20 protein-coding genes and 1 tRNA gene are annotated in these 25,145 nt (G+C 60.0%); 3 read left to right on the forward strand and 18 right to left on the reverse strand.

Going from position 1 to position 25,145, the window contains the following annotated elements; genetic code table 11:
- Positions 1-30: 30 nt before the first annotated feature.
- From proB to OR601_RS05265, 18 genes are all read right to left on the reverse strand, one after another.
- The gene (gene proB, locus OR601_RS05180) at positions 31-1,152 is read right to left on the reverse strand and encodes a glutamate 5-kinase (RefSeq protein ID WP_136012555.1); all 1,122 of its coding nucleotides are present in this window, start codon (positions 1,150-1,152) and stop codon (positions 31-33) included.
- Positions 1,152-2,549, reverse strand: coding sequence for a GTPase ObgE (obgE, locus tag OR601_RS05185; protein WP_265591245.1), 1,398 nt, complete (start codon positions 2,547-2,549; stop codon positions 1,152-1,154). The genes proB and obgE overlap by 1 nt, the downstream gene beginning before the upstream one ends.
- A 138-nt stretch (positions 2,550-2,687) precedes the next feature.
- Positions 2,688-2,942, reverse strand: a complete 255-nt coding sequence (rpmA, locus tag OR601_RS05190; RefSeq protein ID WP_136012553.1) for a 50S ribosomal protein L27 — start codon at positions 2,940-2,942, stop codon at positions 2,688-2,690.
- A 35-nt stretch (positions 2,943-2,977) separates the two neighbouring features.
- Positions 2,978-3,322: a 50S ribosomal protein L21 gene (gene rplU / locus OR601_RS05195; RefSeq protein WP_136012552.1), complete on the reverse strand. Its 345-nt coding sequence runs from the start codon at positions 3,320-3,322 to the stop codon at positions 2,978-2,980.
- A 165-nt stretch (positions 3,323-3,487) separates the two neighbouring features.
- Positions 3,488-4,189, reverse strand: coding sequence for a TIGR03936 family radical SAM-associated protein (locus tag OR601_RS05200; protein WP_167604307.1), 702 nt, complete (start codon positions 4,187-4,189; stop codon positions 3,488-3,490).
- Positions 4,189-6,063: a TIGR03960 family B12-binding radical SAM protein gene (locus OR601_RS05205; protein ID WP_265591246.1), complete on the reverse strand. Its 1,875-nt coding sequence runs from the start codon at positions 6,061-6,063 to the stop codon at positions 4,189-4,191. Before OR601_RS05205 ends, OR601_RS05200 begins: the two co-directional genes overlap by 1 nt.
- Positions 6,063-7,115: a hypothetical protein gene (locus OR601_RS05210; RefSeq protein WP_265591247.1), complete on the reverse strand. Its 1,053-nt coding sequence runs from the start codon at positions 7,113-7,115 to the stop codon at positions 6,063-6,065. Before OR601_RS05210 ends, OR601_RS05205 begins: the two co-directional genes overlap by 1 nt.
- An 82-nt stretch (positions 7,116-7,197) precedes the next feature.
- On the reverse strand, positions 7,198-8,454 hold the full coding sequence (locus OR601_RS05215; RefSeq protein ID WP_265591248.1) for an FtsW/RodA/SpoVE family cell cycle protein: 1,257 nt from the start codon (positions 8,452-8,454) through the stop codon (positions 7,198-7,200).
- Positions 8,455-8,467: 13 nt separating this feature from the next.
- Complete coding sequence (gene mrdA / locus OR601_RS05220) at positions 8,468-10,495, reverse strand: penicillin-binding protein 2 (protein ID WP_265591249.1); 2,028 nt, start codon at positions 10,493-10,495, stop codon at positions 8,468-8,470.
- 35 nt (positions 10,496-10,530) lie between these two features.
- Entirely contained in the window at positions 10,531-11,094 is a 564-nt protein-coding gene (gene mreD, locus OR601_RS05225; protein WP_265591250.1) for a rod shape-determining protein MreD, read from the reverse strand.
- Between the two features lie 8 nt (positions 11,095-11,102).
- Positions 11,103-12,173: a rod shape-determining protein MreC gene (gene mreC, locus OR601_RS05230; protein ID WP_265591251.1), complete on the reverse strand. Its 1,071-nt coding sequence runs from the start codon at positions 12,171-12,173 to the stop codon at positions 11,103-11,105.
- Between the two features lie 8 nt (positions 12,174-12,181).
- Positions 12,182-13,225 carry a rod shape-determining protein gene (gene mreB, locus OR601_RS05235; protein WP_265591252.1) on the reverse strand — a complete coding sequence of 348 codons (1,044 nt, stop codon included), beginning with the start codon at positions 13,223-13,225 and terminating at the stop codon, positions 12,182-12,184.
- Positions 13,226-13,332: 107 nt separating this feature from the next.
- Positions 13,333-14,751: a tetratricopeptide repeat protein gene (locus tag OR601_RS05240; RefSeq protein ID WP_265591253.1), complete on the reverse strand. Its 1,419-nt coding sequence runs from the start codon at positions 14,749-14,751 to the stop codon at positions 13,333-13,335.
- A 39-nt stretch (positions 14,752-14,790) separates the two neighbouring features.
- Positions 14,791-15,339 (reverse strand): peptidylprolyl isomerase, encoded by a 549-nt coding sequence (locus tag OR601_RS05245; protein WP_265591254.1) that lies wholly within the window; start codon positions 15,337-15,339, stop codon positions 14,791-14,793.
- A gap of 104 nt (positions 15,340-15,443) precedes the next feature.
- Positions 15,444-16,448: a zinc ribbon domain-containing protein gene (locus tag OR601_RS05250; protein WP_136012542.1), complete on the reverse strand. Its 1,005-nt coding sequence runs from the start codon at positions 16,446-16,448 to the stop codon at positions 15,444-15,446.
- 175 nt (positions 16,449-16,623) lie between these two features.
- A complete protein-coding gene (acnA, locus tag OR601_RS05255; protein WP_265591255.1) occupies positions 16,624-19,305 on the reverse strand; it encodes an aconitate hydratase AcnA in 2,682 nt (893 codons plus the stop codon).
- Positions 19,292-21,763 carry an HAD-IC family P-type ATPase gene (locus OR601_RS05260; RefSeq protein ID WP_265591256.1) on the reverse strand — a complete coding sequence of 824 codons (2,472 nt, stop codon included), beginning with the start codon at positions 21,761-21,763 and terminating at the stop codon, positions 19,292-19,294. Before OR601_RS05260 ends, acnA begins: the two co-directional genes overlap by 14 nt.
- Positions 21,764-21,852: 89 nt before the next feature.
- A tRNA-Arg gene (locus OR601_RS05265) sits at positions 21,853-21,929 on the reverse strand.
- Between the two features lie 201 nt (positions 21,930-22,130).
- On the opposite strand from OR601_RS05265, the gene aroF reads away from it, so the two are divergent.
- The 3 genes from aroF to aroB are packed head-to-tail and all read left to right on the forward strand — an operon-like array spanning position 22,131 to position 25,143.
- Positions 22,131-23,150 carry a 3-deoxy-7-phosphoheptulonate synthase gene (gene aroF, locus OR601_RS05270; protein WP_265591257.1) on the forward strand — a complete coding sequence of 340 codons (1,020 nt, stop codon included), beginning with the start codon at positions 22,131-22,133 and terminating at the stop codon, positions 23,148-23,150.
- Positions 23,147-23,998 carry a prephenate dehydrogenase gene (locus OR601_RS05275; RefSeq protein WP_136012538.1) on the forward strand — a complete coding sequence of 284 codons (852 nt, stop codon included), beginning with the start codon at positions 23,147-23,149 and terminating at the stop codon, positions 23,996-23,998. The genes aroF and OR601_RS05275 overlap by 4 nt, the downstream gene beginning before the upstream one ends.
- Positions 23,995-25,143: a 3-dehydroquinate synthase gene (gene aroB / locus OR601_RS05280; RefSeq protein WP_265591258.1), complete on the forward strand. Its 1,149-nt coding sequence runs from the start codon at positions 23,995-23,997 to the stop codon at positions 25,141-25,143. Before OR601_RS05275 ends, aroB begins: the two co-directional genes overlap by 4 nt.
- Positions 25,144-25,145: the final 2 nt, after the last annotated feature.

Here is a 25,145-nt window from a genome sequence, read left to right on the forward strand (position 1 = left end):
CCTCCCTTCGAGTAGGCAGCAAAGGCGCTGCTAGAAGACTAAAAGCTCGTCTCTGTGAATGGCGGGCTGGTCTGACATTTGAGGCAGGAAGCGGGCGATGACGTCCAAGGTGAGACCTCGGCAACGGCCCAGATCCTCGGCACTGTAGCGAGTGATGCCGCGCGCTACCAGCGAACCCTCAGGACCCACCACGCTTACTACATCGCCGGGCTCAAAGGTGCCTTCCACCGCCACAACGCCCACAGGCAACAGGGAGGCCCCCTCGTCGCGCAAAGCCCTCACGCAACCTTCATCTACCTCCACTGTACCAGCTGCCCTGTTGGCAACGCCAATCCATAGCTTGCGCGCCTGCTCACGAGGAGCGCCAGGGGTACCAAACTCGGTACGCCTGCCGCAGCCGAGAACCGCATCCACCAGCGAATGGGGCCGCTTTCCTTCAGTGATGGTCATGGGGATGCCAGCCGCCAACAGCGCACGGGCTGCCCGAAGCTTGGTGACCATTCCGCCGGTGCCCACCTGCGACCCGGCGCCTCCGGCAGTGGCCATGAGCTCTGGGGTGATAACATCCACCTTTTCTACCAGCCTCGCCTCTGGGTGGGTCTGAGGATTGGCATCGTAGAGCCCATCGATATCTGAGAGGATCACATAGCGCTCTGCGTTTACCAGCGACGCCACGATGGCTCCCAACATGTCGTTGTCGCCAAAGACAAACTCGTAGGCTGCCACGGTGTCGTTCTCGTTTACCACGGGAATGGCGCCCAAAGTAAGCAAATAATCAAAGGTGTTGCGAGCATTGAGATACCCGCGGCGATCGGTCACATCGCGCCGAGTAAGCAGCACCTGCCCGCAGGGGATGCCCTGTTGTGCAAGCTTTTCTGCATAAACCTCGGTAAGCGCTGCCTGGCCCGCAGAAGCGCAGGCTTGAAGAGCCGGGATCTCTTGCGGCCGAGAAGCGATGCCCAAGCGCTCCATGCCTACGGCCACAGCTCCGGAGCTTACAAGCACCGGCCGATACCCCAGCCGCGCAAGCTCTGCCAGCTGGTCCACTAGGTTAGAGAGATACTCTTGGTCTATGGCGCCCTGACCATTTACCAAGGTAGAGGAGCCTACCTTGGCCACTATGACATGATCGAGCTGGTCGGGAGCCTTCATTAGGCCTCCTGCTCTGAGTCGTCGACCTCAAAGCACAGAGCCTCGGCCTCGTCCTCTGAAGCCATTTCTTCATCCTCCTCTGGGGCGCCCTCATATTCGAAGGCGAAATCGAGGACACGAACCTCGTCGCCTCCCTTGACGCCAGCTTTGGCCAGTAGGTCGTCGAAGCCCATGCGTCCAAAGCGATGCTGCAGGTAGGTCACCGCCTCCTCGTTGTCCCAGTCTGTTTGCACCACCATGCGCTCCAGGTTGGTGCCCGAAGCTCGCCATACGCCACCGCCCAGATTGGTGATGCGGATTTGACGATCGTGTTTTTGGCGACGCTCTTCCCAGATAGGGGTAAAGCTGCGAGGCTCGGGTGATCCCACAATGGCGGAGCGCAACTCGTGCACCTGACGGGCAGCCCCATGCTCAAGCTCGCGAATGCCGGCGCCGGTCACTGCTGACACCGCATAAAACTCGTGGCCGTCTGCCAGGGCGCGCTCTCGCAGGCGAGCCACTGCCTCTGAGGTGTTGGGCATATCCACCTTGTTGGCCACCACAATCATGGGACGATCGGCCAGCTCGGGGCCATGGGCTGCCAGCTCGCCATTGATGATCTCGTAGTCCTCCACAGGATCGCGGCCCTCAAAGCCGCCAGTGACGTCTACCACGTGAATGATAAGGGCAGTGCGCTCGATATGGCGCAAGAACTCATGGCCCAAACCCTTGCCTTGGCTAGCACCTTCGATCAGTCCGGGAACGTCTGCTGCCACGAAGGAGTCATCCCCTACCGACACCACGCCCAGGTTGGGCACGAGGGTGGTAAAGGGATAGTCTGCGATTTTGGGGCGAGCGGCGCTCATATGCGCGATGAGGGAGCTCTTGCCGACGGAAGGCATGCCTACAAGCGCGGCATCGGCCATGAGCTTCATTTCCAGCTCGATCCAATGGTCCCTGGCAGGCTCGCCCTTCTCGGCAAAAGCAGGTGCACGACGCACCGAGGTCACAAAATGGATGTTGCCCCGGCCCCCCTTGCCGCCAGGAGCCACTACCACCCTATCGCCGGGCTGTGTGAGGTCTGCGATCTCATAGAGAGGCTCCATGGTCTCAGGGTCGAGCTCGCGCACCTGGGTACCCAGGGGAACTCGCAAGAAGAGGTCGTCGCCATTGGCGCCATGCTTGCGCGCGCCTTGGCCATGGGTGCCGCGGGTAGCCCGAAAGTGATGCTTGTAGCGATAATCGATGAGCGATGAGAGCTGAGGGTCGGCCACTAGGATGACGTCGCCGCCATCGCCGCCATCGCCGCCATCGGGACCGCCCTTGGGCACGTGGGCTTCACGACGGAAGCTCATGCAGCCTGCACCGCCGTTGCCGCCGCAGACATTGATTCGAGAAACATCGGTAAATTGAGGCATGGGGCCCTCCAAAAGACCGGGAGCTAAAGGTCTCTACCCGCTCTAGCCATCCTCAAGCGGCGAGCCTGAACAGAGATAAAAAAGGACCTCCGTGCGTGCGGAGGTCCCGGATGCGTGCTGGATTGAAGATCCGAGGCCTTAGGCCTCGACGGGGCGCACGTGCACCTTGTGCTTGTCGCCCTGGGTGAACTCTACCACGCCGTCTTTGAGAGCGAAGAGAGTGTCGTCGCGGCCAATGCCCACGTTCTCACCGGGGTGGATGTGGGTGCCACGCTGACGAACGATAATCTGACCGGTCTTGATGGACTGGCCGCCAAAGATCTTGGTGCCCAGACGCTGGGCGTTGGAGTCACGGCCGTTACGAGAAGAACCGAGACCTTTCTTATGTGCCATGGTGCTACCTGCCTATCTGGTGAGGGTTCTCAAAGTTACTCTGCGGTGGAGGCGGAAACCGGAGCCTCAACGTCACCGGGGACCTCGACGATCTCGAGGGTGGTGAGCTGCTGACGATGACCGCGAGTGCGCTGGTAGCGCTTACGCTTGTGGAACTTAAACACAGTGACCTTGGGGGCCTTGTGCTGGTCTACCACCTTGGCAACGACCTTCTCAGAGGCCAGGGCCTCAGGATCAGAGGTGGTGGTGGAGCCATCAGCGAGCAGGAGGACGTCCAGGGAGACCTGATCGCCAGGCTGCGCGTCGAGCTTCTCGACGTCGATGACGTCGCCCTTGGCAACCTTATACTGCTTGCCGCCAGTGGAAACGATTGCGTACATGTGATCGAACCCTTCATTGCGAGGTGAGTGCAACAGTTGACCATAATAGGACCGAACGGGGGCACAGTCAATGAAACCGGCAAGGAATACTCCGGTTTCACAGGACTTTCCCACAGGCAGTCTCCTACTTGTCTATCCGGACTATTCTAGCCCGGAATCTGGCTCTCACAGAGCTTTCACAAGGCTGCCGTCTTTTTCTTCGTGCCATTGGCCTAAACGCTCTACATGACAGGCTTCGAGAGTCTCGCCGGCCAACGCCGCATCATCGAAGGCAGCCCTCACCAGCACCTCAGGACGCAGCGCCCCTTCATTGGAGGAGCGGGTGTCTACCACCACTCTCAGCCAACCAGGCTGCCGAGGCTCTACCGTCCAGCCTACCAGGGTAGACGTCAGGTCAACTTTCTTCTCCTTGCGGCCTCGCAGGTAGGTAAGCTGGCCCTTCTCGGCCAGTGCAGTCAGGGCCTCTGCAAGGGCGTGGGCAGAAGCCTGGGTAGCCAGATCCAGCTGCCACCGACTGCGATCGAGCCAGGCGCCCAGCGCTGGGGAGTGGGGGTCCACGTAGGCAGCCGCGATGGGAGCCAGGTCTTGGGGAGTGGAGCGCTGAAGCCTGGCAAGGGCCTCCTCCGGCTCCAGGTAGCTGGAGAGGGAAAGGTCGAAATACTCATGCTCCGAAGCCGCCCCTACCGGCAGCGCCGCCGAATAAGCACACTTCATGCGAGGCGAATAGCCCTGAGTAAGGCAGAACGGCAGCGACGCCCGGCGAATGGAGCGCTCCTGTGCCCTCAAGAGATCTAGGTGGCCCAGATGGCGCAGGCGACCGGTCTTTTTATAGTTGACGCGCAGGACAAAACGAGTGGGCTCTTCCATCAGCGCTCCTGTGCCAGTAAGTTGTCTACCTTCAAAGTGGGACACACGCCGCACCCAGCGCAGCTGTCGCGAGTGCAGTCCTGGGTGGTTTTTCCCTCCAGCGCCCGACGCCATTCGCGCTTGAGGAAGCCCTTGGACTCGCCAGGGCTGGTGTGGTCCCAAGGCAGCCGCGCATCTAAAGAAAGCTCGGTCTGTGCGATCTCATCCAGGTCAAAGCCGCAGGCAGAAGCCGCCGCGCACCAGGCTTCAAAGTCAAACTGGTCGCTCCAGGCGTCGAAGCGGCAGCCCCTCTTCCAAGCGTTGTAGATAAGATCGAAGCCCTCGCGGCCCATCTTTGAGAGGGCCGACTCCAACACCGCCGCATCCGAGTCGAAGGTATTGACTTTGATGGCACGGTCATGAACCGAGGAGAGCAACAACTGCTGGCGCCTTTTGACCTCGGCCTGAGAGAGCTGACCCACCCACTGGAAGGGTGTGTGGGCTTTGGGCACGAAGACGCCTACCGAGATGGTGACGCCCAAGCCACCGCGCCTTCCCTTGGGAAGGATCTCGCGGCCAATGTCTATCACCCTTTGGGCCAGCTGAGCGATGGCCACGATATCCTCGTCGGTCTCGCCGGGAAGGCCCATCATGAAGTAGAGCTTCATGCGCTGCCAGCCATTCTCAAAGGCGTTGGTGGCAGCCCGCTCCAAGTCTTCTTGGGTGACGTTCTTATTGATTATGTCGCGGAGTCGCTGACTTCCGGCCTCCGGAGCAAAGGTGAGCCCGCCGCGCTTGGCGCCGGCCACCTCCAAGGCCATCTCCACGCCAAAGGAATCCAAACGCTGAGAAGGAATAGAGACACGCACGCCCTCGCCAGCAAGCCGCTGATTCAAGCGGTGGAGAATCTGGGCGCACTGGGAATGGTCGGTAGTCGAGAGGCTCATGAGTGAAACCTCTTCATACCCGGTCTTTTGAAGTCCCTCTACGCAAGCCGCCACGACGCTGTCTGCCGAGCGCTCCCTCACCGGCCTATAGGTGATGCCTGCCTGGCAAAAGCGACAGCCACGAGCACAGCCTCGCAGCACCTCAACCGAGAGCTTGTCTTGCACCGTCTCCATTGCCGGCACAATGGCCCCACAGGTAGCGTCACTGGCCGTAAAATCATTGGCCACACGCTTATTGACCACCTCAGGGGCGCCAGAGCCCTCTTTGGGAACCGCGTAGCCAAACCTGGTACCCGCCTCGTCATAACGATAGTCATAGAGCGAAGGTACATAGGTGCCTGGCACGTCTTTCAAGCTTGCAATGATTTCTTGCCGAGAAAGACCAGCCTCGCGACCAGCCTTTACCTTCTGGGTCACCTCGACGATAGACTCCTCGCCCTCTCCTAGGAGGAAAGCGTCGATCATAGGCACCAGAGGCTCGGCATTCCAGATGCCGGGGCCACCCGCAATGATGATGGGGTCATCCTGCGCTCGATCAGAGGCCAAAACAGGAATTTGGGCTAGGTCCAGGGCTTCCATCACGTTGGTGCCTGCCAGTTCATGGGCGATGGAGAAGCCCACCACGTCGAAGGAGGCCACCGGGTAGGCGTTCTCCAAGGACATAAGGGGCACGTCGTGTCCGCGCATGAGGTCTGCCATGTCAGGCCAAGGCAGGTAGCAGCGCTCGCAGGCGAGGCCGGGAACCGAGTTCACCGCCCTATAGAGAATGGCCACGCCAAGATTTGGCAAGCCGATCTCGTAGACGTCGGGAAACACCATGCACAGAGAGAAGGCCTCTGGCTCTATCTCTTCGAGACCCCATTCGTGGCCAAGGTAGCGAGCAGGCTTGCTCACATGCTCTAGCAAAGGCTCGATTTGGGCGAAGCTATTGGTTTTGGGGAGACGCATTAGGCGTTGCCTTCCTGTCCAATCTCAAACCATTGGGTTGGCTCGGGAGCCACCACCACATCGATCACATCTGCAATGCGGGCCAAAGAAGACCCCTGTGACCCGTCAGAATAAAGGGCGCCAGGCTCGACTTCCACCAGCGAACCGGTAAGAGTGCGCGCACGCTGGCCCATCTCATGGGCCACCTCTTTAAGGCGCTCCAAACCCCAGGCCAGCTTCTCGTCAAAAGCTTCACCTGCCTCATAGCGCGCCAAAAGCAGCTGGCCCGTGAGGTAGGTGCCTCCCCAACCAATAAAGCCTTTGAGAATCCAGGAGATCTTGGGGAAGCTATGGGTGGCAGCGCGTGCCACCGAACGCATGAGCAGGCCTCCTGCCACCACGCAGGCGATCTCCGGGGTGCGCGCGGGGCCAGGGGCATAGCCGTAAAGCGCAGCGATACGCAGCGCCATCGAAGACTCAGTGGCACACATTACCGGAAAGTCCGCACCCTTGATAAAATCCACCGCGCCTACTCCTGCATTGGCAGCGGCGCAGGAGAGGATGTCAGAGTTTGCCTGGGCTTTTCTACAAAAGAGAAATGCCATGGCCAGAGAGGGGCCCTTCTCGGTAGCTCTTACCATCCATTGAGACAGCAGGGCCAGCGCGCGGTTGGGATCTGTGGCGACAGCACAGGCAGGCTCAACGCCCGCAGAAATGCCGGTCTCTGGAACGTCCAGCGAGCTCTCCGCCAGAAGGCACACAGGAACGCCCGCCTTGGCCCAGCCCCTAGCGCAGGCCCGGGTGAGGGAGGTTTCAGAGCCGCAGAGGATGATGCAGAGATCCGCCTCGGGGTTTACCAGGATGGGCTCGTTCGAAGCCAGCGCGCCTACATGGATCATGGCCTGAGCCGTCTGGGGAACTAGCGCGTCTTTCAGGGCAAAGACCAACGAATCAGGAGCGCCGGGCGAGAGCTCCACGGCGATGCGCACGGCTTCCTTGCGGGCTGCCTCAGCCTGCTTGCCGGCATCAAACACCTCTTTAATCCTGTCAAACGACATGCCACGAGAGGCCATAGACAACTCCTTTAGACGTCAATCGTCCTAGAAAACGGGCCTGAATCTATGAATCATAGCGCAGCCGGTTGCCGATACCCACCTAGGCTGCCTTGGTGCGGTGGCGATAGACTGACTGCACCATCCCTACTGCTGAGAGTTGCACCACCATAGAAGAGGCACCGTAGCTGATAAAGGGCAAAGGGATGCCGGTGATAGGCATGATTCCTAGGCACATACCCACGTTTTCCAGCAGCTGGAAAGCCCACATGGCCACCACGCCCACCAACACGAGCTTGCCAAAGGGCAGCTCGATGGTTTGGGCCAGGCGCACTACCGAGAACATGAGCCAGCCAAAGAGCGCCAACAGCACCATGGCGCCCACAAAACCAAACTCCTCTGCCAGAAGGGCAAAGACAAAATCTGTATGGGCCTCAGGCAAGAATCCCTGTCCGGCCTGAGAAGCGTGGCCTATGCCTTTTCCCAGAAAACCACCGGATCCTACGGCGATCTTTGCTTGCTGAAGGTTGTAACCGTCGCCTGAAGGGTCCACTGAAGGATCCACAAAGACGATGAGGCGCTTGAGCTGATACTCCTTGAGGATGTTTGGGAGCCCCGGGGTAAGCGAGCAAAAGATCACCAGTGCCGCCACCACCACAATAAGGATGACAGTAGGAATAACCCATTCCTTTTTGGCCCCTGCGCAGATGATGATGGAGGCCCCTGCCACCAACACGATAAGGGAAGTGCCCAAATCTTGAGTGAGCAGCAAGAGAAAGGGAATAAGCAGGGTGCCGCAGAGCTTGCAATAATCAGAGAACGCTTTGATCTTGCCGTTGTACTGGGCCGCCACAGAAGCTATGAGAAAGATGGTGACAAGTTTCATGAGCTCTGAGGGCTGAAAGCGCAGGCCAATACCGGGTATTTGGATCCACCCGGCCATGCCTTTGGCCGAGTAGCTCAAGCCAGGGATCATGGGCAATATAAATAAAATGATGTCCGCGATGAGCAGCGCAGTGGTGTAATTTGCCAGATTGCGATAATCGTAGTGCCAGATGACAACAGCTGCCACAAGACCCAGAGCGAAACCCACCAGCTGACGTGGCAAAGACGCCTCTGCAATGGTAAGGGAGGCAGACCATACCACCAACAGGCCATAGGCCACTAGCGCCAGAGAGCTAAAGAGCACTGGGCGATAAATTTCTGAAAGAATTCCCTTAGCTCGAGGCATGCGAGCCTTGGCGCCTCCCGGACGCTTTCCCGCCTCGCCTCCAAAGAGGCTGGAGACCATCTCTGAGAATCCAGGGTCTTGAACGCCAGTCCCGTGACGTGGGGTCTTTCTTTGCCGTACCGAAGCCATAAACTCGCCTCCCCTACCTCACGCTGGCCGACGAAGTGACCGTGGCATCGTCGGGGCTGTTATAGATGGCGCCCAGAGTATCGCGCACAGCATACATGGCACTCGTAGAGCCAAATCCGCCTTCTTCAATGACGGCACAGACGACGTATTTGGGATCGTCAGCTGGGGCATAGGCACAGAACCATGCGGTAGGGTCTTTGCCCGCTTTCTCGCCCGTGCCGGTCTTGCCTGCAACCTTTACCGGCAGATTGGTGAAGTGGGCGGTGACTGCTGGATCTTCTTCGTAGATCACGCCTTCCAGAGCACTTTGAACATAGGCCAAGTATTCTGCGTCTTCTTCTACTTCGCGGAGCTTGGAGGGCTGATAGTCCACCAACGTGCCACTGCCCTCTTTAGAGCCTACCGATTTGAGCACGTGGGGAGTCCACATGGTACCCCCATTCGCAATGCCCATGTACACACAGGCCATCTGAAGCGGGGTGACCAAGATGTCGCCTTGGCCGATAGCCAGGTTGGTGGTATCTCCACCTCGCCATGCCCGGTCATCGGCAGAGTAGTCTTTGAAATAGTCTTGCTTCCACTGAGCCGTAGGCACACGGCCTACCGCCTCGCCAGGCAGGTCGATGCCCGTGCCTTCTCCCAAGCCCCAGCGGCTGTAGGTCTTTTGGAGGCCCTCTTTGTCATCTGACTCGAAGAATGCCTTGCCTATTTCGTAGAACACCGTGTCGCAGGAGAAAACGATGCCGTTTCGCACGTCCATGATCCCATGGCCGTTGTGATCCCAGCAATACTGGCCGTAAGCTTCGCCAAAGCCAGTCCAAAAGCCGGTGCAGTTATAGGTGGAACCCTCCGTGGCCAGCCCTGCATTGAGCGCTGCGAGTGCGGAAAGAGGCTTGATGGTCGAAGCAGAGGCATAGGTACCGGTAACCGCGCGATCCATGAGAGGATAGCCAGACGCCTCGTCAGAGAGGGCCTGCCAGTCGTCATTGGAGATGCCACCCACAAAGATGGAAGGATCAAACTCTGGATAACTGGCCATAGCCAACACGTCGCCGTTGGTAGCATCGAGCACCACCACCGAACCTGCCGTAGCCTTATTGTTCAGAGCATGGGCCTTGTCGATGGCATGAAGCAACCCTTCCTCGGCTGCCTTTTGAATATTTATGTCGATAGTCAGCTCAACATCTGAGCCTGCAGTGGCAGGCACCGAGGTGGCATAACCGGTAACATCGCCATTGGCATCTACAAAGACCTGCTGCTCACCGCGGATACCTTGCAACACAGACTCATATTGGTACTCAACACCTGCTTGGCCGGTGATATCGCCCGACTCATACTGGATGGTCCCCTCGCCCTCATTGGTGGCCTCCAGCTGATCTGGGCTCACAGTGCCGGTGTAGCCCAACACATGGGCCGCCACCGTGCCGTAAGGGTAATAGCGCTGCGTGCGCTGTTGCACGGTAACACCAGGAAACAGGTCAGGGTGAGCTTCCAGGTAAGCCACCACCCGGCGAGGCACGTCCACCGCCACCGTGCGTGCGCTTTGAGCACCCTCAGTAGTGTCTTGGATCTTGCGCTTCACTGCCATGGCCGGCATGCCCAAAAGATCGCCCAATAATACGATTTCCCGCTCTTCGTCGGCCACATCCGCCTGAGCGACTACAGTGAGTGAGGGGCGATTGGTCACCAGCTCATTGCCATTGCGATCCAGAATACGGCCGCGAGGAGCAGAGGTGGTCACTGTGCGGGTGCGGTTATTCTCGGCCTGTTTGACGTACTCGTCGCCGCTCATGAGCTGCATGGCCCAGATACGCCCTGCCAACACGGCGAGCACGCCTCCAGCCGCTAAACCCAATCCAGCGATGCGACCCTTGAAACCGGTTTCTGAGGAAGTGTCGCTACCGCCGGCAGCACGGGGGGTCTGACCACCAATGTCTACCTTGAAGCGGCCGTTTTTAGCAGACACCACCACCAGTACCGCCACGATGGCTGCCAGGGCGATGATTGCGATAATGACAATAGTGAGAGTACCGAGCTCCATAAACCAATCCCTTGAGGGGTGCGGACTCTACGTCCCTAAAGACCCCGGGTAGAAATCTTGCTGCGCTTAAGGGCACCTGTCTTCTTTTTCCCGAGTTGAGGTGAGCGCGAGCCGGTGCGGGACAAGAACAGCAAAAAGGGCAGAAAGAAGACTATGTCGAGCACCGAGGCCGGAAGCCAGCGAAGACCAAGCGTATCCAAAAGCGTGCCTCCCTGCCCAATGGCCATGAGCACCAGCTGAGAGGCCAGTTCCACCGCAGGCGCCGCCAAGCAGAAGATGCGTAGGGCCTGAGGGGTGGCGTCAGCTATGACGTTGCGGTCTTCTCGGCCAATGACGGCTGCCATCAGCGTGAACAAGAAAGCCATCAGGCCTACAGGACCCGAGCTCACAATGTCAAAGAAGAGTCCGGCTCCAAAGGAGGCTAGAATACCAAACGTGCCTCCGTAGCAAAGAGCCATGGAACCAGCAAAGATGAGCATGAAGTTGGGACGCCCATTGGCAAGAGGCAGGTTGGGGGCCAAGATCACTTGGCATGCCGCGCAGATGGCAAAAGAGATAAGCGCCACCTTGCGACGCGCATTGGTGTCATTGACGATCATGATCCCTCCTAACCTTGGCTCTGCGATCCATCGGAGCTCGACTGAGCGTCGCCATTGCCTTCGCCGGCAGCTCCGCTTTGAGCTTGGGCTGCACTCTGAGCGCCCTCTCGAGAAGCCCCTGTAGAAGAGGCGGCGCCTCCAGTTGAGGCGGGCGCATTGCTTTGCGCGGGGGCTTTGCCGGCCTCTTGGGCGTCAGCAGCGGCCACATCGCTGGCAGAGGCTGTCTGGTCGTCAGTCAATGAAGTGATGACCAACACTTCCTCAAGATTGGACACCGAGGCCGCCGGTTTTACTAAAATGTTGTAGTACAGGGCGCCAGAAGGCTTGTCGGCAGAGGTGACGGTGCCTATAAGCAAGCCTTTGGGAAAGACCCCGTCAAGGCCGCTGGTGACCACCAGGTCGCCGACCGACACCGATTGGTCAGCGCGTACCAGATTGAGCTGGAGCATATCGGTCCCCTGGCCTTGCGCCTGCCCTTGAGCACGGCTCTCTTGCACCATGGCCGAAACCGAGGAGCGATCGTCGGTGATCAGGCGCACCTGCGAAGAGGTGGGGCTCACTGCCGACACTTGCCCTATGACGCCCATGGAGTCTGTCACAGGCATGCCCACCGCGATACCTTGCAAAGACCCCTTGTCGATAGTGATGGTGGAGCTAAGGGAGTCAAGCGAGCCCGAGATAACCCTGGCCCCGGTGGATTTGAGGTTGTAGTTGTCCTGGAGCTCCAACAAGCCCTCGAGCCTGTTGGCTGCCTGTGCCGACTCTTTGAGCTGGGCGTTCTCTGCCAACAACTTCTCGTTTTGAGCTTTGAGCTCAGAGAGCGTCTCGGAGTCCGCCGTAAGGTTGGCGCCCAGGTTAGAGAGACCAGTGAAAGGAGAGCAAACCACTGCTCCCACATAGCGCAAGGGCGCGCATACCACTTGCACCGCTCCTTCAACTGTAGAGATAGGCCCAGTGCCGCCTTCTCGCACCGAAAGCGTGAAAAGCACCAGTGAGATACCGAGAAGAACAACCACTAGGCGCACAGGCGATGAAGGCTCCCGCTTGACGCCAGGAGCCTGGGGCATTCTAGAAGCCATGCTGCCGCCTACTGAGCCGAGCTTTGCACGAAGCCGCCGGACAGGGCGTTGGCCTCGAGAACCTTAGCGCAACCGTTAACCACGTTTTCCAGAGCGGTAGGGCTCACATTTACCGGCACGCCGGTCTCTTCTCGCAGACGCTGGTCGAGGCCGCGCAGCATGCCGCCACCGCCGGTGAGCATAATGCCGTAATACATCAAGTCACTGGCAAGATCTGGCGGAGTGACATCCAAGGCATCCTTCACTGCCTTGGTGACCTCATCGAGAGGGCGGTTGAGCGCACGACGAATTTCCTCAGACTCGATGCGCACGGTCTTGGGCAAGCCGTTCATTACATCGCGACCGTTCACCTCGACGTCAAGTTCTTCTTTGAGAGGTGCAGCAGATCCCACCTTGATCTTGATATCTTCTGCCGTGCGCTCGCCAATGGAGAGGTTATAGGCATTGCGCACGTGCTCGAGGATGGTTTGGTCAAACTCGTCACCGGCAGTGCGGATGGATTGGGACACCACGATGCCGCCCATGGCGATCACTGCCACCTCAGTGGTACCGCCGCCAATGTCTACCACCATGGATCCGGTGGGGTCTTCGATAGGCAGGTCTGCGCCGATGGCAGCTGCCATAGGCTCTTCGATGAGGTACGCCTGGCGAGCCCCCGCCTGAATGGTGGCCTCGAACACGGCGCGCTTCTCTACAGAGGTGACGCCCGATGGCACGCAAACCACCACTCGGGGCCTAGGCGACCAGGGATAACGGCGCTCACGGGCCTTCTCGATGAAATAGCGAAGCATTACCTCTGTAACATCAAAGTCTGCAATGACGCCGTCCTTGAGCGGGCGGATAGCAGTAATGGAGCCGGGAGTACGCCCCACCATGCGCTTGGCGTCAACGCCAACCGCAAGCACGCGCTCCTCGTTGCGATCGATGGCGACCACAGAAGGTTCGTTGAGCACGATGCCTTCGCCGCGTACTGTCACCAAGGTGTTGGCAGTACCCAAGTCTATGGCGAGGTCGCCACCGTATTCGCCGAAGATGTTGTCGAGAATCGACATAGCACCAATCCCTTGGGAACATGCATTAGGAAGAAATCCTAATAAGAAGATACAACGTGGGTGAGGTAGCTTGCTGCGTGCTAGATAAGCGCCAGATGAGCTACCTGCTAGTTTGTGGGTGTTGCAGCGTTAGAACCAGCGGTAGAGGTATCGCTGGCGCCCGTAGAGCCAGCGTCGCTGGATGCATCAGAGCCAGTGGCCACTGTGCCTGTAGTAGTGGTGGTACCGGAGGTTGCAGAGGACTGAGAATCAAAGGATAGCTGCACGTCAGAGACCTTCCAGCCCAAGCCGTCGCGCACCAGCGTGATGGTGTAGGCCTGAGAGCCACCTTCGGGCAGTGTGGCAGTGCAAGCCACCGTGGTGGAGTTGGTGGAGCGGTTGATACCATCAATCTTGAGCTGAGCATTGCTGGGCAGGATAGCCTCGATGGACTTCTTTTGATCGTCAGAGAGCGAAGGAGCCAAATAGGCTGCGGTATCTGTGCCATCGGTCTTGGCATAGAACAGCTCGTTCACCGTGTCTTCTGCCATGGGCCAACCGTAGCCCCTCCAATAGGCAAAGCCCAGGCCGCCACCCACAACTGCCAGCACTACCAAGATGATAATGACCACTTTGAGACCCGTGTGCTTCTTTTTACGGGACTGCTCGGCTTGCTTCTTCTCGGCAGCCACCAGATCTTGCTCGGAGACCTCGAAGAAACCGGTGTCTTCAGGCGAAGGGATGAACTCGCCAGACTTGCCCAGAGGATCCAAGGGGTCGATGGCGCCGCTGCCGCCATAGCCGGCTGCAGCCAGCATGGCGTCAGTCTCGCCGCCATGCTGTCCTGTAAGTGCAGCTACTGCGTTTTGGGCCGCCGTATAAGAAGCACGCTGGGCAGGGGTGAGGTTATAGGAACCGTCCTGAGTAGCATGGTTGAAAGCGTCCAAGGCCTCCTGCATGCGGCTTGCAGCAACAAAAGCCTCGCCCAGAAGCGCATAGATCTGAGCCTGGGAGGTTTGCGGGGCGGAAAAATCGAGAGCGGTGCGGTAGGCCTCCACGGCATCTACCGGCCGGCCCAGCTCCATAAAGCAGCGGCCCAACGAGAGCAGCGCCACTGCAGGATCGGGATTGTTCTCATCGATGGCGGCAGCACGATAGGCTGCGCCGGCTTCGCGCATCTGCCCCTGGCGCTCGTAGATCTTGCCCAGGGCGATCTTGGTCTTGTACTGGTTGGTGTAGGAAGAGTCTGCCATGGCAGCGGTGAGGGCTGCGATGGCAGCGCCATCCTGGCCTGCAGCGGCCAGGGCGCGGCCGCGGTTGGTGTTGAGGGCACCGGCTTTGCCGTAGGAATGGTCCTCCAAGGCCGCGGCATAAGCCTCAGCAGCCTCCTCGTAGCGACCCAGCTTCATCAAGGCATTGCCACGCATATGGTCTGCGGCGCCATAGATCTCGCCGGGGTTTTTAGCTGCCGAAAGCATGGTGACCGCCATGGCATAATCGCCATTCATATAGGCGGTACGTCCTGCTTGATAGGCTTGCTGATCCACTCTAATCTCCTCTGGAATAGTTCTCGCTACATTTAGTGGTTAGAGTACAGGCTCACCCGAAGCGCCATGGGTTACCCGCACTGACTCGATAACGTCGCCTGCACGCAGGGCGCCGATGGTGTCCTTGCCTTCAATGGTTTGACCAAAGACTGTATACCCACTGTCCAAACCATGCTGGGGGCCCAGGCAAAAATAGAACTGGGAGCCCGCAGAGTCTGGCATGGCAGAGCGCGCCATGGCCAGCGCGCCGTCCTCATGGCTGTTGCGGGGATTGCGATCATATTCGTGCACGATGCAATAGCCGGGACCGCCAGTGCCAGGCATGCCGTCGGGGCCAGGACGGCCAGCGGCCACATCTGAAGGATCCATCTCGCGAGTGTTGGGGTCACCACCCTGAATCACAAAACCAGGAACATAGCGATGAAACTTCACATCATCGTAAAAACCGCTGTTGGCAAGCTCTGCGAAGTTGCCCACATGCACAGGGGCACCCTGGCCGTCGAGTTCTACTACGATGGTGCCCTTGTTGGTGGTAAAGGTAGCTACTTCATCGCCCACGGGCGTATAGGCAGGCTGGTATAGCGACATAAAAATCAACTCCTCAAGGCAGTCTCTGTGAGATTTTACCAAGCGAGGATGGGGTTCACAGGAACGGCATTACCCAAGGGAGTCCACCACAAAGCCTAAATACTCTAGGAGTTGGCCTGAGCCGCAGGTTCTGGCAGCGAGAAATTGGCGTAAGCGCTCTCAAACATCGTGCTCCAGGAAGCAGCCTCGCCACGAATGGAGCTCAAGGCCTGTTCGCGCACCGACTGCGGATTCTCGCTCTGAGCCGCCTGCTTCCAGGCAGTCGTCACCGCATCCGAACGGTTGCGCAGCCAGTTAGCCATCTTCAAAAGCTCGTCTTTGGAATCTTGATAGGAGCCAGAGGTAGTGTCCACCTCTTGAATCTTATTGATGGTGTTGGAAATCTCGACACCCAAAGTAGAAGCATTGGAAAAGCCTTCAGAACGCTCCTCAGAAGTACCCGAGAAACCTCTGGATTCCAGGGCTGTCACCGAATCGTCGAGCTGCTTTGCATAGGCGCCTAGATTCTCATAGGCCTCTTGCAGAATGTCATGTGAGGTCTCGTCGCCGCTTTTGACCTCCCCTGTCGGCCCCTTGGTGTCTTGGCCGGTGAGCGAGTCGATGGCCCCAGGAAACCCCGCCTTGGAAGTGTCTGCCGGCTGGGTGGCTGCACCCAGATCTGCTCCCGGGTTCCAGGGGTGGGTGATAAGTAGGATGGCCCCGCCTACGATGGCCAAGCAGGCGATGGCAGCCACGATCACGGTACGCATGCGAATGGGACGCTCCCGCAGATAGGGGTCGCGCAGGTCGTGCTCTGAGGGAACAGCCGACTCGATGCGAGGTAGCTGGTTGGTCTCATCGGGAGCAGGAGCCGCATTTACCTGACGATCGCCTGGCAGAGGATCGGTAAGGGGGATATTGGTAGGCACACGCATGGGCTCCCGCTTTCCCACCCACATGCCGCATTTGGGGCAAGTGTCTGCACCTTCGGGTACGAGCGCGCCGCAGCTGGGGCAGTAGGAACCCGTAAGCCTGGGAAGCGCCGCGGTGAGGTCTAGCTCGGCATGGCAGGCGGGGCAGACGCAGGCTGCATCTGACACCAACGCATGGCAATGAGGACATTGTTTCACTGTTTAGGCACCTCCCTTACCTACCTATCAATGGCCATAGATCTCGCAAGGATAGAGAGCTTCGTCCAAGATTTCAAGGCGCATGACCGAGGCCCCACACATTTAAAAGCCTCCCCTGCCCCTTGCTCTCAAAGAATGCCGGGGCAGAGGAGATCAACGCTGCAATGTCTACGGCCTAGCTCAAAGACTTCAGCACAAAAGGAAGAATACCGCCTTGGGCCATGTAGGCGCCTTCGGTAGGAGTATCTACACGAACCCGGCAGGCAAAAGCGGTGGTCTCTCCCGCCTTGTTAAGTGCGCTGACCTCGACTATGGCGGGATTGGGCAGACCGCAAGAAAAGTCTATGGGCGCTACCGAGAAAAGCTCCGATCCGTCCAGCCCCAGCTCCTGCGCCGTGTTGTCCACAAACTCCAGCGGCAAAATGCCCATGCCCACCAGGTTTGAGCGGTGGATGCGCTCGAAGGACTCCGCTATGACGGCACGCACCCCCTGGAGCAGCGGGCCCTTGGCAGCCCAGTCACGGCTGGAGCCGCTGCCATACATGGCGCCGGCCAACACCACCAAAGGGATCCCGGCCTCCTCATAGGAGCGGCTGGCATCCCAGATGCTTTTGAGGGTGTCGTCGGTAAAGTCGCGGGTCACGCAGCCCTTCTCGCCCTCGGCCAAGCGATTCTCAAGCTTGACGTTACCAAAGGTGCCCCGCTCCATGACTTCGTGGTTGCCTCGGCGTGCGCCATAGGTGTTGAACTGGGCCGGCTCCACCCCATGGGCCTCAAGATAGGCAGCCGCCGAAGAAGCAAGCGCAATGGCCCCTGCAGGAGAGATGTGGTCGGTGGTGACAAAATCGCCCAGAGACACCAGGCAGCGCGCCCTATCGAGCTCAATGGCATCTTGCGCGGTGGCGATCTCAAAGTAGGGAGGACGGCGAATATAGGTGGAATCGGGATCCCAGTCGTAGGTGGCAGACGGCGATGCCTCGATGAGCTTCCAGGCGGCCGAGCCCTCCATCAGGTGCGCAGTGCCCTCCTCATAGAGTGACTGGTCCACCACTTGCGACAGGATTTGATCCACTTCCTCCGTGGAGGGCAACAGGTCGCCCAGCATCACCGGCTCCCCTGCTGCCGAGAAGCCCACAGGCTCCGTGGCAAGGTCCACATCCATGGTGCCCGCCAACGAATAGGCCACCACCAACGCGGGAGACGCCAGATAGTTTTGCGCCACATCGGGAGAGATGCGCCCATCAAAGTTGCGATTGCCCGAAAGCACGCTGGTAAGCTCAGCCTCGGAAGCCCACTGGCGCAGGCAAGGCAGAATGTCTCCCGAGTTGCCAATGCAACTCATGCAGCCAAAGCCGCAGGTATAAAAGCCCAAAGATTCCAGGGGCTCTCGCAGGCCGGCCCGCTCAAGCAAGAGCGAGGTGGCATGGGAGCCAGGAGCCAGCACCTTCTTGACCCAGGGCTTGGGAGCCAACCCAAGCTCAGAGGCCTTCTTGGCCACCAGGCCGGCGCCGATGACCATGGCGGCGTCGGTAGCGGTGGTGCAGCTGGTGATGGCAGCGATGGCAAGCGCCCCATGGCCCAGCTCAAAGGTGCCCTGGGGAGTCTCTACCGTGAACTTCTCCGTCAGGTCGCCATGGCCGTTTTTCTCGGCAGCGGATTCGAAGCGAGCCTTGAGAACTGCCGGCGTCACCTTGTTGTGGGGCCGAGAAGGGCCTGCCAGGCAGGTGACTACATCGGCGAGGTCGAGAGTGACGGTGCGCGAGTAGACGCGGCCTTGTGGTGCGCCCAACAGCCCCTGGGCCTCCACGTAGTCGTGGGCGAAGGCCACCTGGGCTGGGTCGCGGCCGGTGAGGCGCAGGTAGTCGAAGAGGCGCTCGTCGGTGGGGAACAGCACGGCGGTGGAGCCATATTCGGGGCACATGTTGGCCACGCAGGCGCGCTGGGTGACCGAGAGAGATTCGACACCGGGACCCGTGACCTCGACAATGGCACCCACGACCTTGGCCTCGCGCAACAGCTGGGCCACGGTAAGCGCCAGATCCATGGCGGTGACGCCTGAAGCCAGCTTGCCGGTGAGGCGGAGCTCCACGATGGCGGGCACGCGCATGGGGATGGGCTGGCCGAGGGCTGCAGCCTCGGCCTCGATGCCGCCCACACCCCAGCCCATCACGCCCAGGCCGTTGGCGGTGGTGGTGTGGGAGTCGGTGCCTACCAGAGTGTCAAAGCAGGCCATGGTACCCGGGCCATCCCAGAGGGTGTCGGTGCCCACCACCGAGCTAAAGCGTTCCACGTTGAGCTGATGGCAGATGCCCTGACCAGGCGGCACGATCTCCACGTTGTCAAAGGAGGCGCCTGCCCACTTGAGAAAGGCGAAGCGCTCGGCGTTGCGGGCGGCCTCGATGGCCAGGTTCTCCTGGGCGGCTCCAGGGGTGCCGGCAACGTCTGCACAAACCGAGTGATCCACCACCAGCACGCAGGGGATCTGGGGATTCACACGCTCAGGGTCGCCGCCCGCAGCCGCCATGGCATCGCGCATGGCGGCGAAGTCCACAAACACAGGCACGCCGGTGAAGTCTTGGAAGAGCACCCGAGAAGGCATGAAGTCCACCTGGTCGCCCGCCTCGCCTGCCAGGCCGGCTGTGAGGATGGCGCGGGCCTGCGCAAGGGCAATCTCGTCGGTGGCAGCTCTGCGCACCACGTTTTCCAGCAGGCGCACCAGGGCATGAGGCAGACGTAGCACCCCAGGAATGCGTCCCACATCGATGAAGGAGCGGCTCAGCTCGCCTGACGTGAGTGTCTTGGGTACACGGGCGGCGCGCACCGCACTCTCAAACTCGCTGGTCTCATGAAACGCCATGATCTGCCTCCTGAATCTTTTTAGCCAGCTCGACATAGGGGCCAGAGCCATCCTCGGTGGTATCTACTCCTCGGTTATAGAGGACCCAGAACACAAAGGCAGCGAGAGCCAGCGCAATGGCAAGGAATAGCAACATAACCACTGTGAACTGCGCGATCTCGAAGATCCAGCCAAAGAGGAGGATGCCTGCGGCGCAAAGCCCGCAGATCACGACGATGAGGACGAAGCGCAGAGGTGTGAGCGGCTGGGAGATGCGCCACACCAGCAATGCTCCCATCACTGCCACCAGGCAGGTAGCGATGGTAGACACCTGGCCGTCTGTAAAGCCGAGAAGATCGCGCAACAGCACCAAGGCAGCCAACCCTAAGGTGATGCCCGCAGAGGCCGGCACTGAGCGAGCCAACACATTGGCTAAGAAGTGTCCTTTGACCCGGTCGCGGTTGGGCTCAAGGGCCAGCACGAAGGAGGGGATGCCTGTCATGGTGCCCGAGACCAAGGTGAGCTGGATGGGCAACAAAGGATAGGGCGGGAAGAAGATGCAGAGAACCGCCACCGCCATAGAGAACACCGTCTTCACCAGGAAGAGCGAAGCGGAGCGCTGGAGGTTGTTGATGGAGCGACGCCCTTCTGCCAGCACATGGGGCATCGAGGAGAAGTCATTGTCTACCAGCACGATCTCTGCCACTGTGCGTGCGGCGTCAGAGCCTGAAGCCATGGCCACCGAGCAGTCGGCCTCGCGCAGGGCCAGCACGTCGTTGACGCCGTCGCCGGTCATGGCCACCGTATGGCCCTGAGACTTCAAAGCTTTCACCAAGTCGCGCTTCTGCTCAGGGGTCACGCGGCCGAAGACCCTATAGGCCTCTGCCGCCTTCGCAATGGATTCCGGTGTTGCAAGGGTGGTGGCATCTACGTAGTCAGAGGCATCTGGGACTCCAGCTTGACCTGCGATGGAGGCCACGGTGGCAGGATCGTCGCCAGAGATCACCAGCAGCTTGACCCCTTGTTCTATAAAGTACTTAAGGGTTTCCGGCGCAGTGGCGCGTATCTCGTCTGCCAGCGCCATGACTCCCAAGGCCACCACCGCGCCTTGGACCTCGTCTTTGTCAGAGAAGCCGTCCACCTGGCAGATCACCAGCTTGCGAGCGTCTTTGGGAAGCGTCGCCAAAGCAGCGTCTACCTGGTCCTCGTTGACAGGCTTCAAAAACTGGCGAGCACCTACGGCAAAGGCGCCGTGCTCGGTCACGCAGCCCGAATACTTGCGCTGGCTTGAGAAAGGGATCTCCCGCACGATCTTGCCAGGAGAGACCTGGCGCCTTGACAGATAGTCCAAAGCCGCCTTGGCTGTCTCATTGGCATCCTGGGCATTGGCCCCCATGACGTCTGCCAAAGCCTGCAGGACGCGAGAGAGTCCCGGCTCAGAGGTAGCGAGGGCATCCTCAGCCGATAAAGGCGCTGCACCAGAGAGTGCAAGAGGTGAGGGAGGCACGGGTTTCTCGGCAGCAGAAACGTGGGGAGCCAGAGGGATGAGGTGGGTGACCTTCATGGCGCCCGAGGTGATGGTGCCGGTTTTGTCGAGGCACAAGACGTCCACTCGGGCCAGGGTCTCGATGCAGTAGAGCTGCTGGACAAGCACCTGGCGCTGGGCCAAGCGGAAGGTGGCTATGGCCAGCACAGTAGAGGTGAGCAGGATGAGGCCCTGGGGAATCATGCCCACCACCGCCGCCACGGTGGACAAGATGGAGACGCTGTAGGTCTCGCCGGAGAAGAAGGAGCGGGTGAAGAGGATGAGGCCCACCGGCACCAACACGTAGGTGCCCAGCTTCACAATGAAGCGAAGGGTGGCCATGATCTCGGAGCGGACAGGCTTGGACTGCTTGGCCTCAGCCCCTAGGCGGCCGGCATAGGACTTCTCCCCCACGGCAACCGCAGTGGCTTCCACCGCGCCAGACACCACAAAGGAGCCTGAGAGCAAAAGGTCGCCGGGGCCTTTGGCCACCGCGTCGGACTCGCCGGTGAGCAGCGACTCGTTCATGAAGCAGGCACCCTTTTGCACTTCGAGGTCCGCGGGCACCTGGGCTCCATGAGAGAGGCACACCATATCGCCTAAGACAATGGCATCCACAGGGATCTGCACCTCTTTGCCCTCTCGGATCACCGTGACAGGGCGAGCAGCGATGAGCGCCAGTTTGTCGAGGGCTCGTTTAGAGCGCACTTCTTGATAGATGCCAATGGCGGCGTTGGCCACCACGATGAGCATGAAGAGCATGTTGCGATAGGAGCCGGTAGTGAAGACCAGCACCGCCAAGAACAGGTTGACGGCATTGAAGAGGGTGCACAGGTTGTCGCGCACAATCTGGCCCACCGTGCGGGTCTTGGGGGATGGATCAACGTTGACGTTGCCTTGCGCTATTTGGGCCTCCACCTGAGCTGTGGTGAGCCCTGCTAAGGGACGGTCCATCAAAACACCTCTCAGAAGATGTGCCGTGCATCTACTTGTATAAAAAAGGACGGCGCCGCCCACTGCGAAGCCGTCCTCTGTGTGAGAGCTGGTGCCGACTATGGGGCTCGAACCCATGACCTTTCGCTCCGGAGGCGAACGCTCTGATCCACTGAGCTAAGTCGGCGTGCCAGCCCATGATAGCAGAGCGCACCGGCAGGTGCGCGATAGAGAGGCCAAGAAGCGTTTCCATGACGCAACAGAAGGCCTCAAAACGAAAGATCGCAGGGTGGCTGTGTTAGGCTTTCTTGAATGCTTGCGCAAACTTTAAAAATCGCTGCATCGCTATATATAGGCCGCTCGATGAGACCCGTGAGGAGCCACTTTGATGATAGCCATAGTCAAACAGTCCGCCACGCCAGAGCAGCTGGACCATTTTGTGTCCTGGCTGGAAGGCAAAGGCTTTTCTACCAACGTGAGCCAAGGCGACCACGAGACCGTGGTAGGCCTCATTGGCGACACCACCACCATCGACCCCTTTCTCTTGGAGTCCATGGACATCATCGAGCGTGTAGCCCGTGTCTCCGAGCCCTTCAAACAGGCCAACCGCAAGTTCCACCCCGAGGACTCCGTAGTGGACTGCGGCCACGGCGTGCTCATTGGCGGCGGCCACTTCCAAGTGATGGCAGGCCCCTGCTCGGTGGAGGGCGATGGCCTGTTCACCATCGCCCGCCAGGTGAAGGAAGCCGGCGCCACCTTGCTTCGCGGCGGCGCCTTCAAGCCCCGCACCTCGCCCTATGCCAACCAGGGCATGGGCGCTGAGGGTTTGCGCCTGCTGCGTGAGGCCGCAGACGAGCTGGACATGCCGGTGGTTTCTGAAATCATGGATGCCCGCGACATCGAGCTATTCGAAGACCTGCACATCGAAGTCTTGCAGGTGGGCGCCCGCAACATGCAGAATTTCACCCTCCTAAAAGAGCTGGGCAAGCTCCGCCGCCCCATCCTGCTCAAGCGCGGCATGGCAGCCACCATCGACGAGTGGCTCATGAGCGCCGAGTACATCATGGCCGGCGGCAATGAGAACGTGATCTTGTGCGAGCGGGGCATCCGCACTTTTGAGACCCGCACCCGCAACACCTTTGATACCAACGCCATCGCGGTGGCTCACCATCTGTCCCACCTGCCTGTGGTGGGCGACCCCAGCCACGCCACCGGCTACACCCGCTACGTGGTTTCAGCAGCTCTGGCGGCCACTGCCGCCGGCGCCGACGGCCTTGAGATCGAGGTGCACGACCAGCCCTCCCAAGCCTGGTCAGACGGCGCCCAAGCCCTCACGCCCCACCAATTCAGAAACGCCATGCGCCGCATCCAGCTGGTGCGCGAGGCCGTGACCATGGAGGACGAGTGATAGAGCCAGGACGCATTGGCATTGTAGGCCTCGGCCTCATTGGTGGTTCCTTTGCCCGGGCGCTCTATCGCGGCCCCGGCGAGGTCTATGCCTGGAACCGCAATCGCGATGTGCTTGAGATGGCAGCCATCGATGCCATCGATGGCGAGCTCACAGATGAGATCGTTGGCACCTGCGAGCTCATCATCCTCACCACCTACCCGGCCCATTCTCTGGCCTGGTTCAAAGAGCACGCCCATCTCATCTCCCCTGAGGCCATCGTCATCGACGCCTGTGGCACCAAGCGAAAGCTCTGCCAAGAGGCTCAAGAGATCGCAGCCTCCCATAACCTCACTTTTGTGGGCGCGCACCCCATGGCGGGCACTCAGTACTCGGGCTTCGGCCATGCCAAGGCCACACTTTTCGAAGGGGCCCCTCTCGTGCTATGCCCACCGGAGATGGAAGACTTGGAAAAGCTGGATCTGCTCCATCGCATCCGAGACCTTTTGGCCCCCTGCGGCTTTGCCTCGGCTACCGTCACCACCCCCGAGGAGCACGACCGCATCATCGCCTACACCTCCCAGCTGGCCCATGTGGTAAGCAGCGCCTACGTCAAAAGCCCTACGGCTCTGGAGCAGAAGGGCTTCTCGGCAGGCTCTTGGCGCGACCTCACACGGGTGGCCAGCCTCAACGCCCCCATGTGGTCTGAGCTCTTCTTGGAAAACGCCGACTATCTGGTGGCCGAGGTAGACGAGGTCATCACTCATCTGCAGGAGTATCGAGACGTGCTGGCCGCAGGCGATGGCGTCAAACTGGAAGCCCTCTTAGATGCCGGCACCGCTCAAAAACAGAAGGCAGACGCTCAATGAGTGACGTGGTTTGTATTCCTGTAAACACCCCCTCCCGCTCCTATGAGGTGGTAGTGGGCATCGGTCTTTTGGACTCCTTGGGCGAGCGCGTACGCCAGGTCCTGCCCCGCTGCCCCCACGCCCACATCATTACCGACACCCATGTGGGCCCTCTCTACCTGAAGCCTGCCCAGCGAGCATTGGAGCAGGCCGGCTTTGAGGTGACCTGGGACAATTTTGAGGCCGGAGAGGCCTCCAAAACCCCTGCCGCGCTGGCCCGCCTGCTGGAAGGCATGGCCCTTGCGGGCTGCGATCGCGACACCTGCGTGGTGGCGCTTGGCGGTGGCGTCACGGGGGACATGGCTGGGCTTTCTGCCGCCCTTTACATGCGCGGATGCCCAGTGGTCCAGGTGCCCACCAGCCTTTTGGCCATGGTGGACTCGTCTGTAGGCGGCAAGACCGCAGTAGACCTTCCCCAGGGCAAGAACCTCATGGGCGCCTTTTGGCAGCCCTGGTTGGTAGTGGCAGACATCGCGTGCCTTACGACCGTGCCGCCAGAGCTCTTGGTGGACTCGGTAGGCGAGGTCATCAAGCACGGCATTCTCGCAGATCCAGACCTCTTTGAAGACGTTGCCTCCTCCCCCATTACCGCCCAGCCGCTGGATCTGGAGCGTTTGGCCCGCATCGTGGTGCGAAACGTGGAGATCAAACGCGACGTGGTGACGGCAGACGAGAAGGAGCGCGGGCTGCGCCAGACCCTCAACCTGGGCCACACCTTGGGCCACGCCATCGAGGCGGCCTCAGACTTCGCCCTGGGCCATGGCTCTTCAGTGGCAGCCGGCCTCTGCTGCGTGGCCCGGGCCTCTGCGGCTCGCGGCTGGTGCACCGGCGAGCTAGCGTCCCAAATCGAGGCCTGTGTGGCCAGCTACGGGCTGCCCACCTCGACCGATGCTCCGCTGCCCCGGTTGCTGGAACTGTCCTTTGCCGATAAAAAACGCCATGGCGAGCTGGTGAACGTCGTGATCCCCGAAGCCTTAGGGCAGGTGGCGGTGCACCCCATGTACTTGGATGACTATGCCCGCTTCTTCCAAGCCGGCCTTGAGGGCGCCCCGTCCACCGGGATCCCAACGCCTTCTTTGCCCGACCCTACTCACCCGGTTTCCTAAAG

This window comes from Leptogranulimonas caecicola (assembly GCF_023168405.1).
GTDB lineage: Bacteria > Actinomycetota > Coriobacteriia > Coriobacteriales > Atopobiaceae > Leptogranulimonas > Leptogranulimonas caecicola.

Coding starts and splice junctions, on each gene's coding strand:
- proB (WP_136012555.1), bottom strand. CDS start 1,152: ATGAAGGCTCCCGACCAGCTCGATCATGTCATAGTGGCCAAGGTAGGC.
- obgE (WP_265591245.1), bottom strand. CDS start 2,549: ATGCCTCAATTTACCGATGTTTCTCGAATCAATGTCTGCGGCGGCAAC.
- rpmA (WP_136012553.1), bottom strand. CDS start 2,942: ATGGCACATAAGAAAGGTCTCGGTTCTTCTCGTAACGGCCGTGACTCC.
- rplU (WP_136012552.1), bottom strand. CDS start 3,322: ATGTACGCAATCGTTTCCACTGGCGGCAAGCAGTATAAGGTTGCCAAG.
- OR601_RS05200 (WP_167604307.1), bottom strand. CDS start 4,189: ATGGAAGAGCCCACTCGTTTTGTCCTGCGCGTCAACTATAAAAAGACC.
- OR601_RS05205 (WP_265591246.1), bottom strand. CDS start 6,063: ATGCGTCTCCCCAAAACCAATAGCTTCGCCCAAATCGAGCCTTTGCTA.
- OR601_RS05210 (WP_265591247.1), bottom strand. CDS start 7,115: ATGGCCTCTCGTGGCATGTCGTTTGACAGGATTAAAGAGGTGTTTGAT.
- OR601_RS05215 (WP_265591248.1), bottom strand. CDS start 8,454: ATGGCTTCGGTACGGCAAAGAAAGACCCCACGTCACGGGACTGGCGTT.
- mrdA (WP_265591249.1), bottom strand. CDS start 10,495: ATGGAGCTCGGTACTCTCACTATTGTCATTATCGCAATCATCGCCCTG.
- mreD (WP_265591250.1), bottom strand. CDS start 11,094: ATGATCGTCAATGACACCAATGCGCGTCGCAAGGTGGCGCTTATCTCT.
- mreC (WP_265591251.1), bottom strand. CDS start 12,173: ATGGCTTCTAGAATGCCCCAGGCTCCTGGCGTCAAGCGGGAGCCTTCA.
- mreB (WP_265591252.1), bottom strand. CDS start 13,225: ATGTCGATTCTCGACAACATCTTCGGCGAATACGGTGGCGACCTCGCC.
- OR601_RS05245 (WP_265591254.1), bottom strand. CDS start 15,339: ATGTCGCTATACCAGCCTGCCTATACGCCCGTGGGCGATGAAGTAGCT.
- acnA (WP_265591255.1), bottom strand. CDS start 19,305: ATGGCGTTTCATGAGACCAGCGAGTTTGAGAGTGCGGTGCGCGCCGCC.
- OR601_RS05260 (WP_265591256.1), bottom strand. CDS start 21,763: ATGGACCGTCCCTTAGCAGGGCTCACCACAGCTCAGGTGGAGGCCCAA.
- aroF (WP_265591257.1), top strand. CDS start 22,131: ATGATAGCCATAGTCAAACAGTCCGCCACGCCAGAGCAGCTGGACCAT.
- aroB (WP_265591258.1), top strand. CDS start 23,995: ATGAGTGACGTGGTTTGTATTCCTGTAAACACCCCCTCCCGCTCCTAT.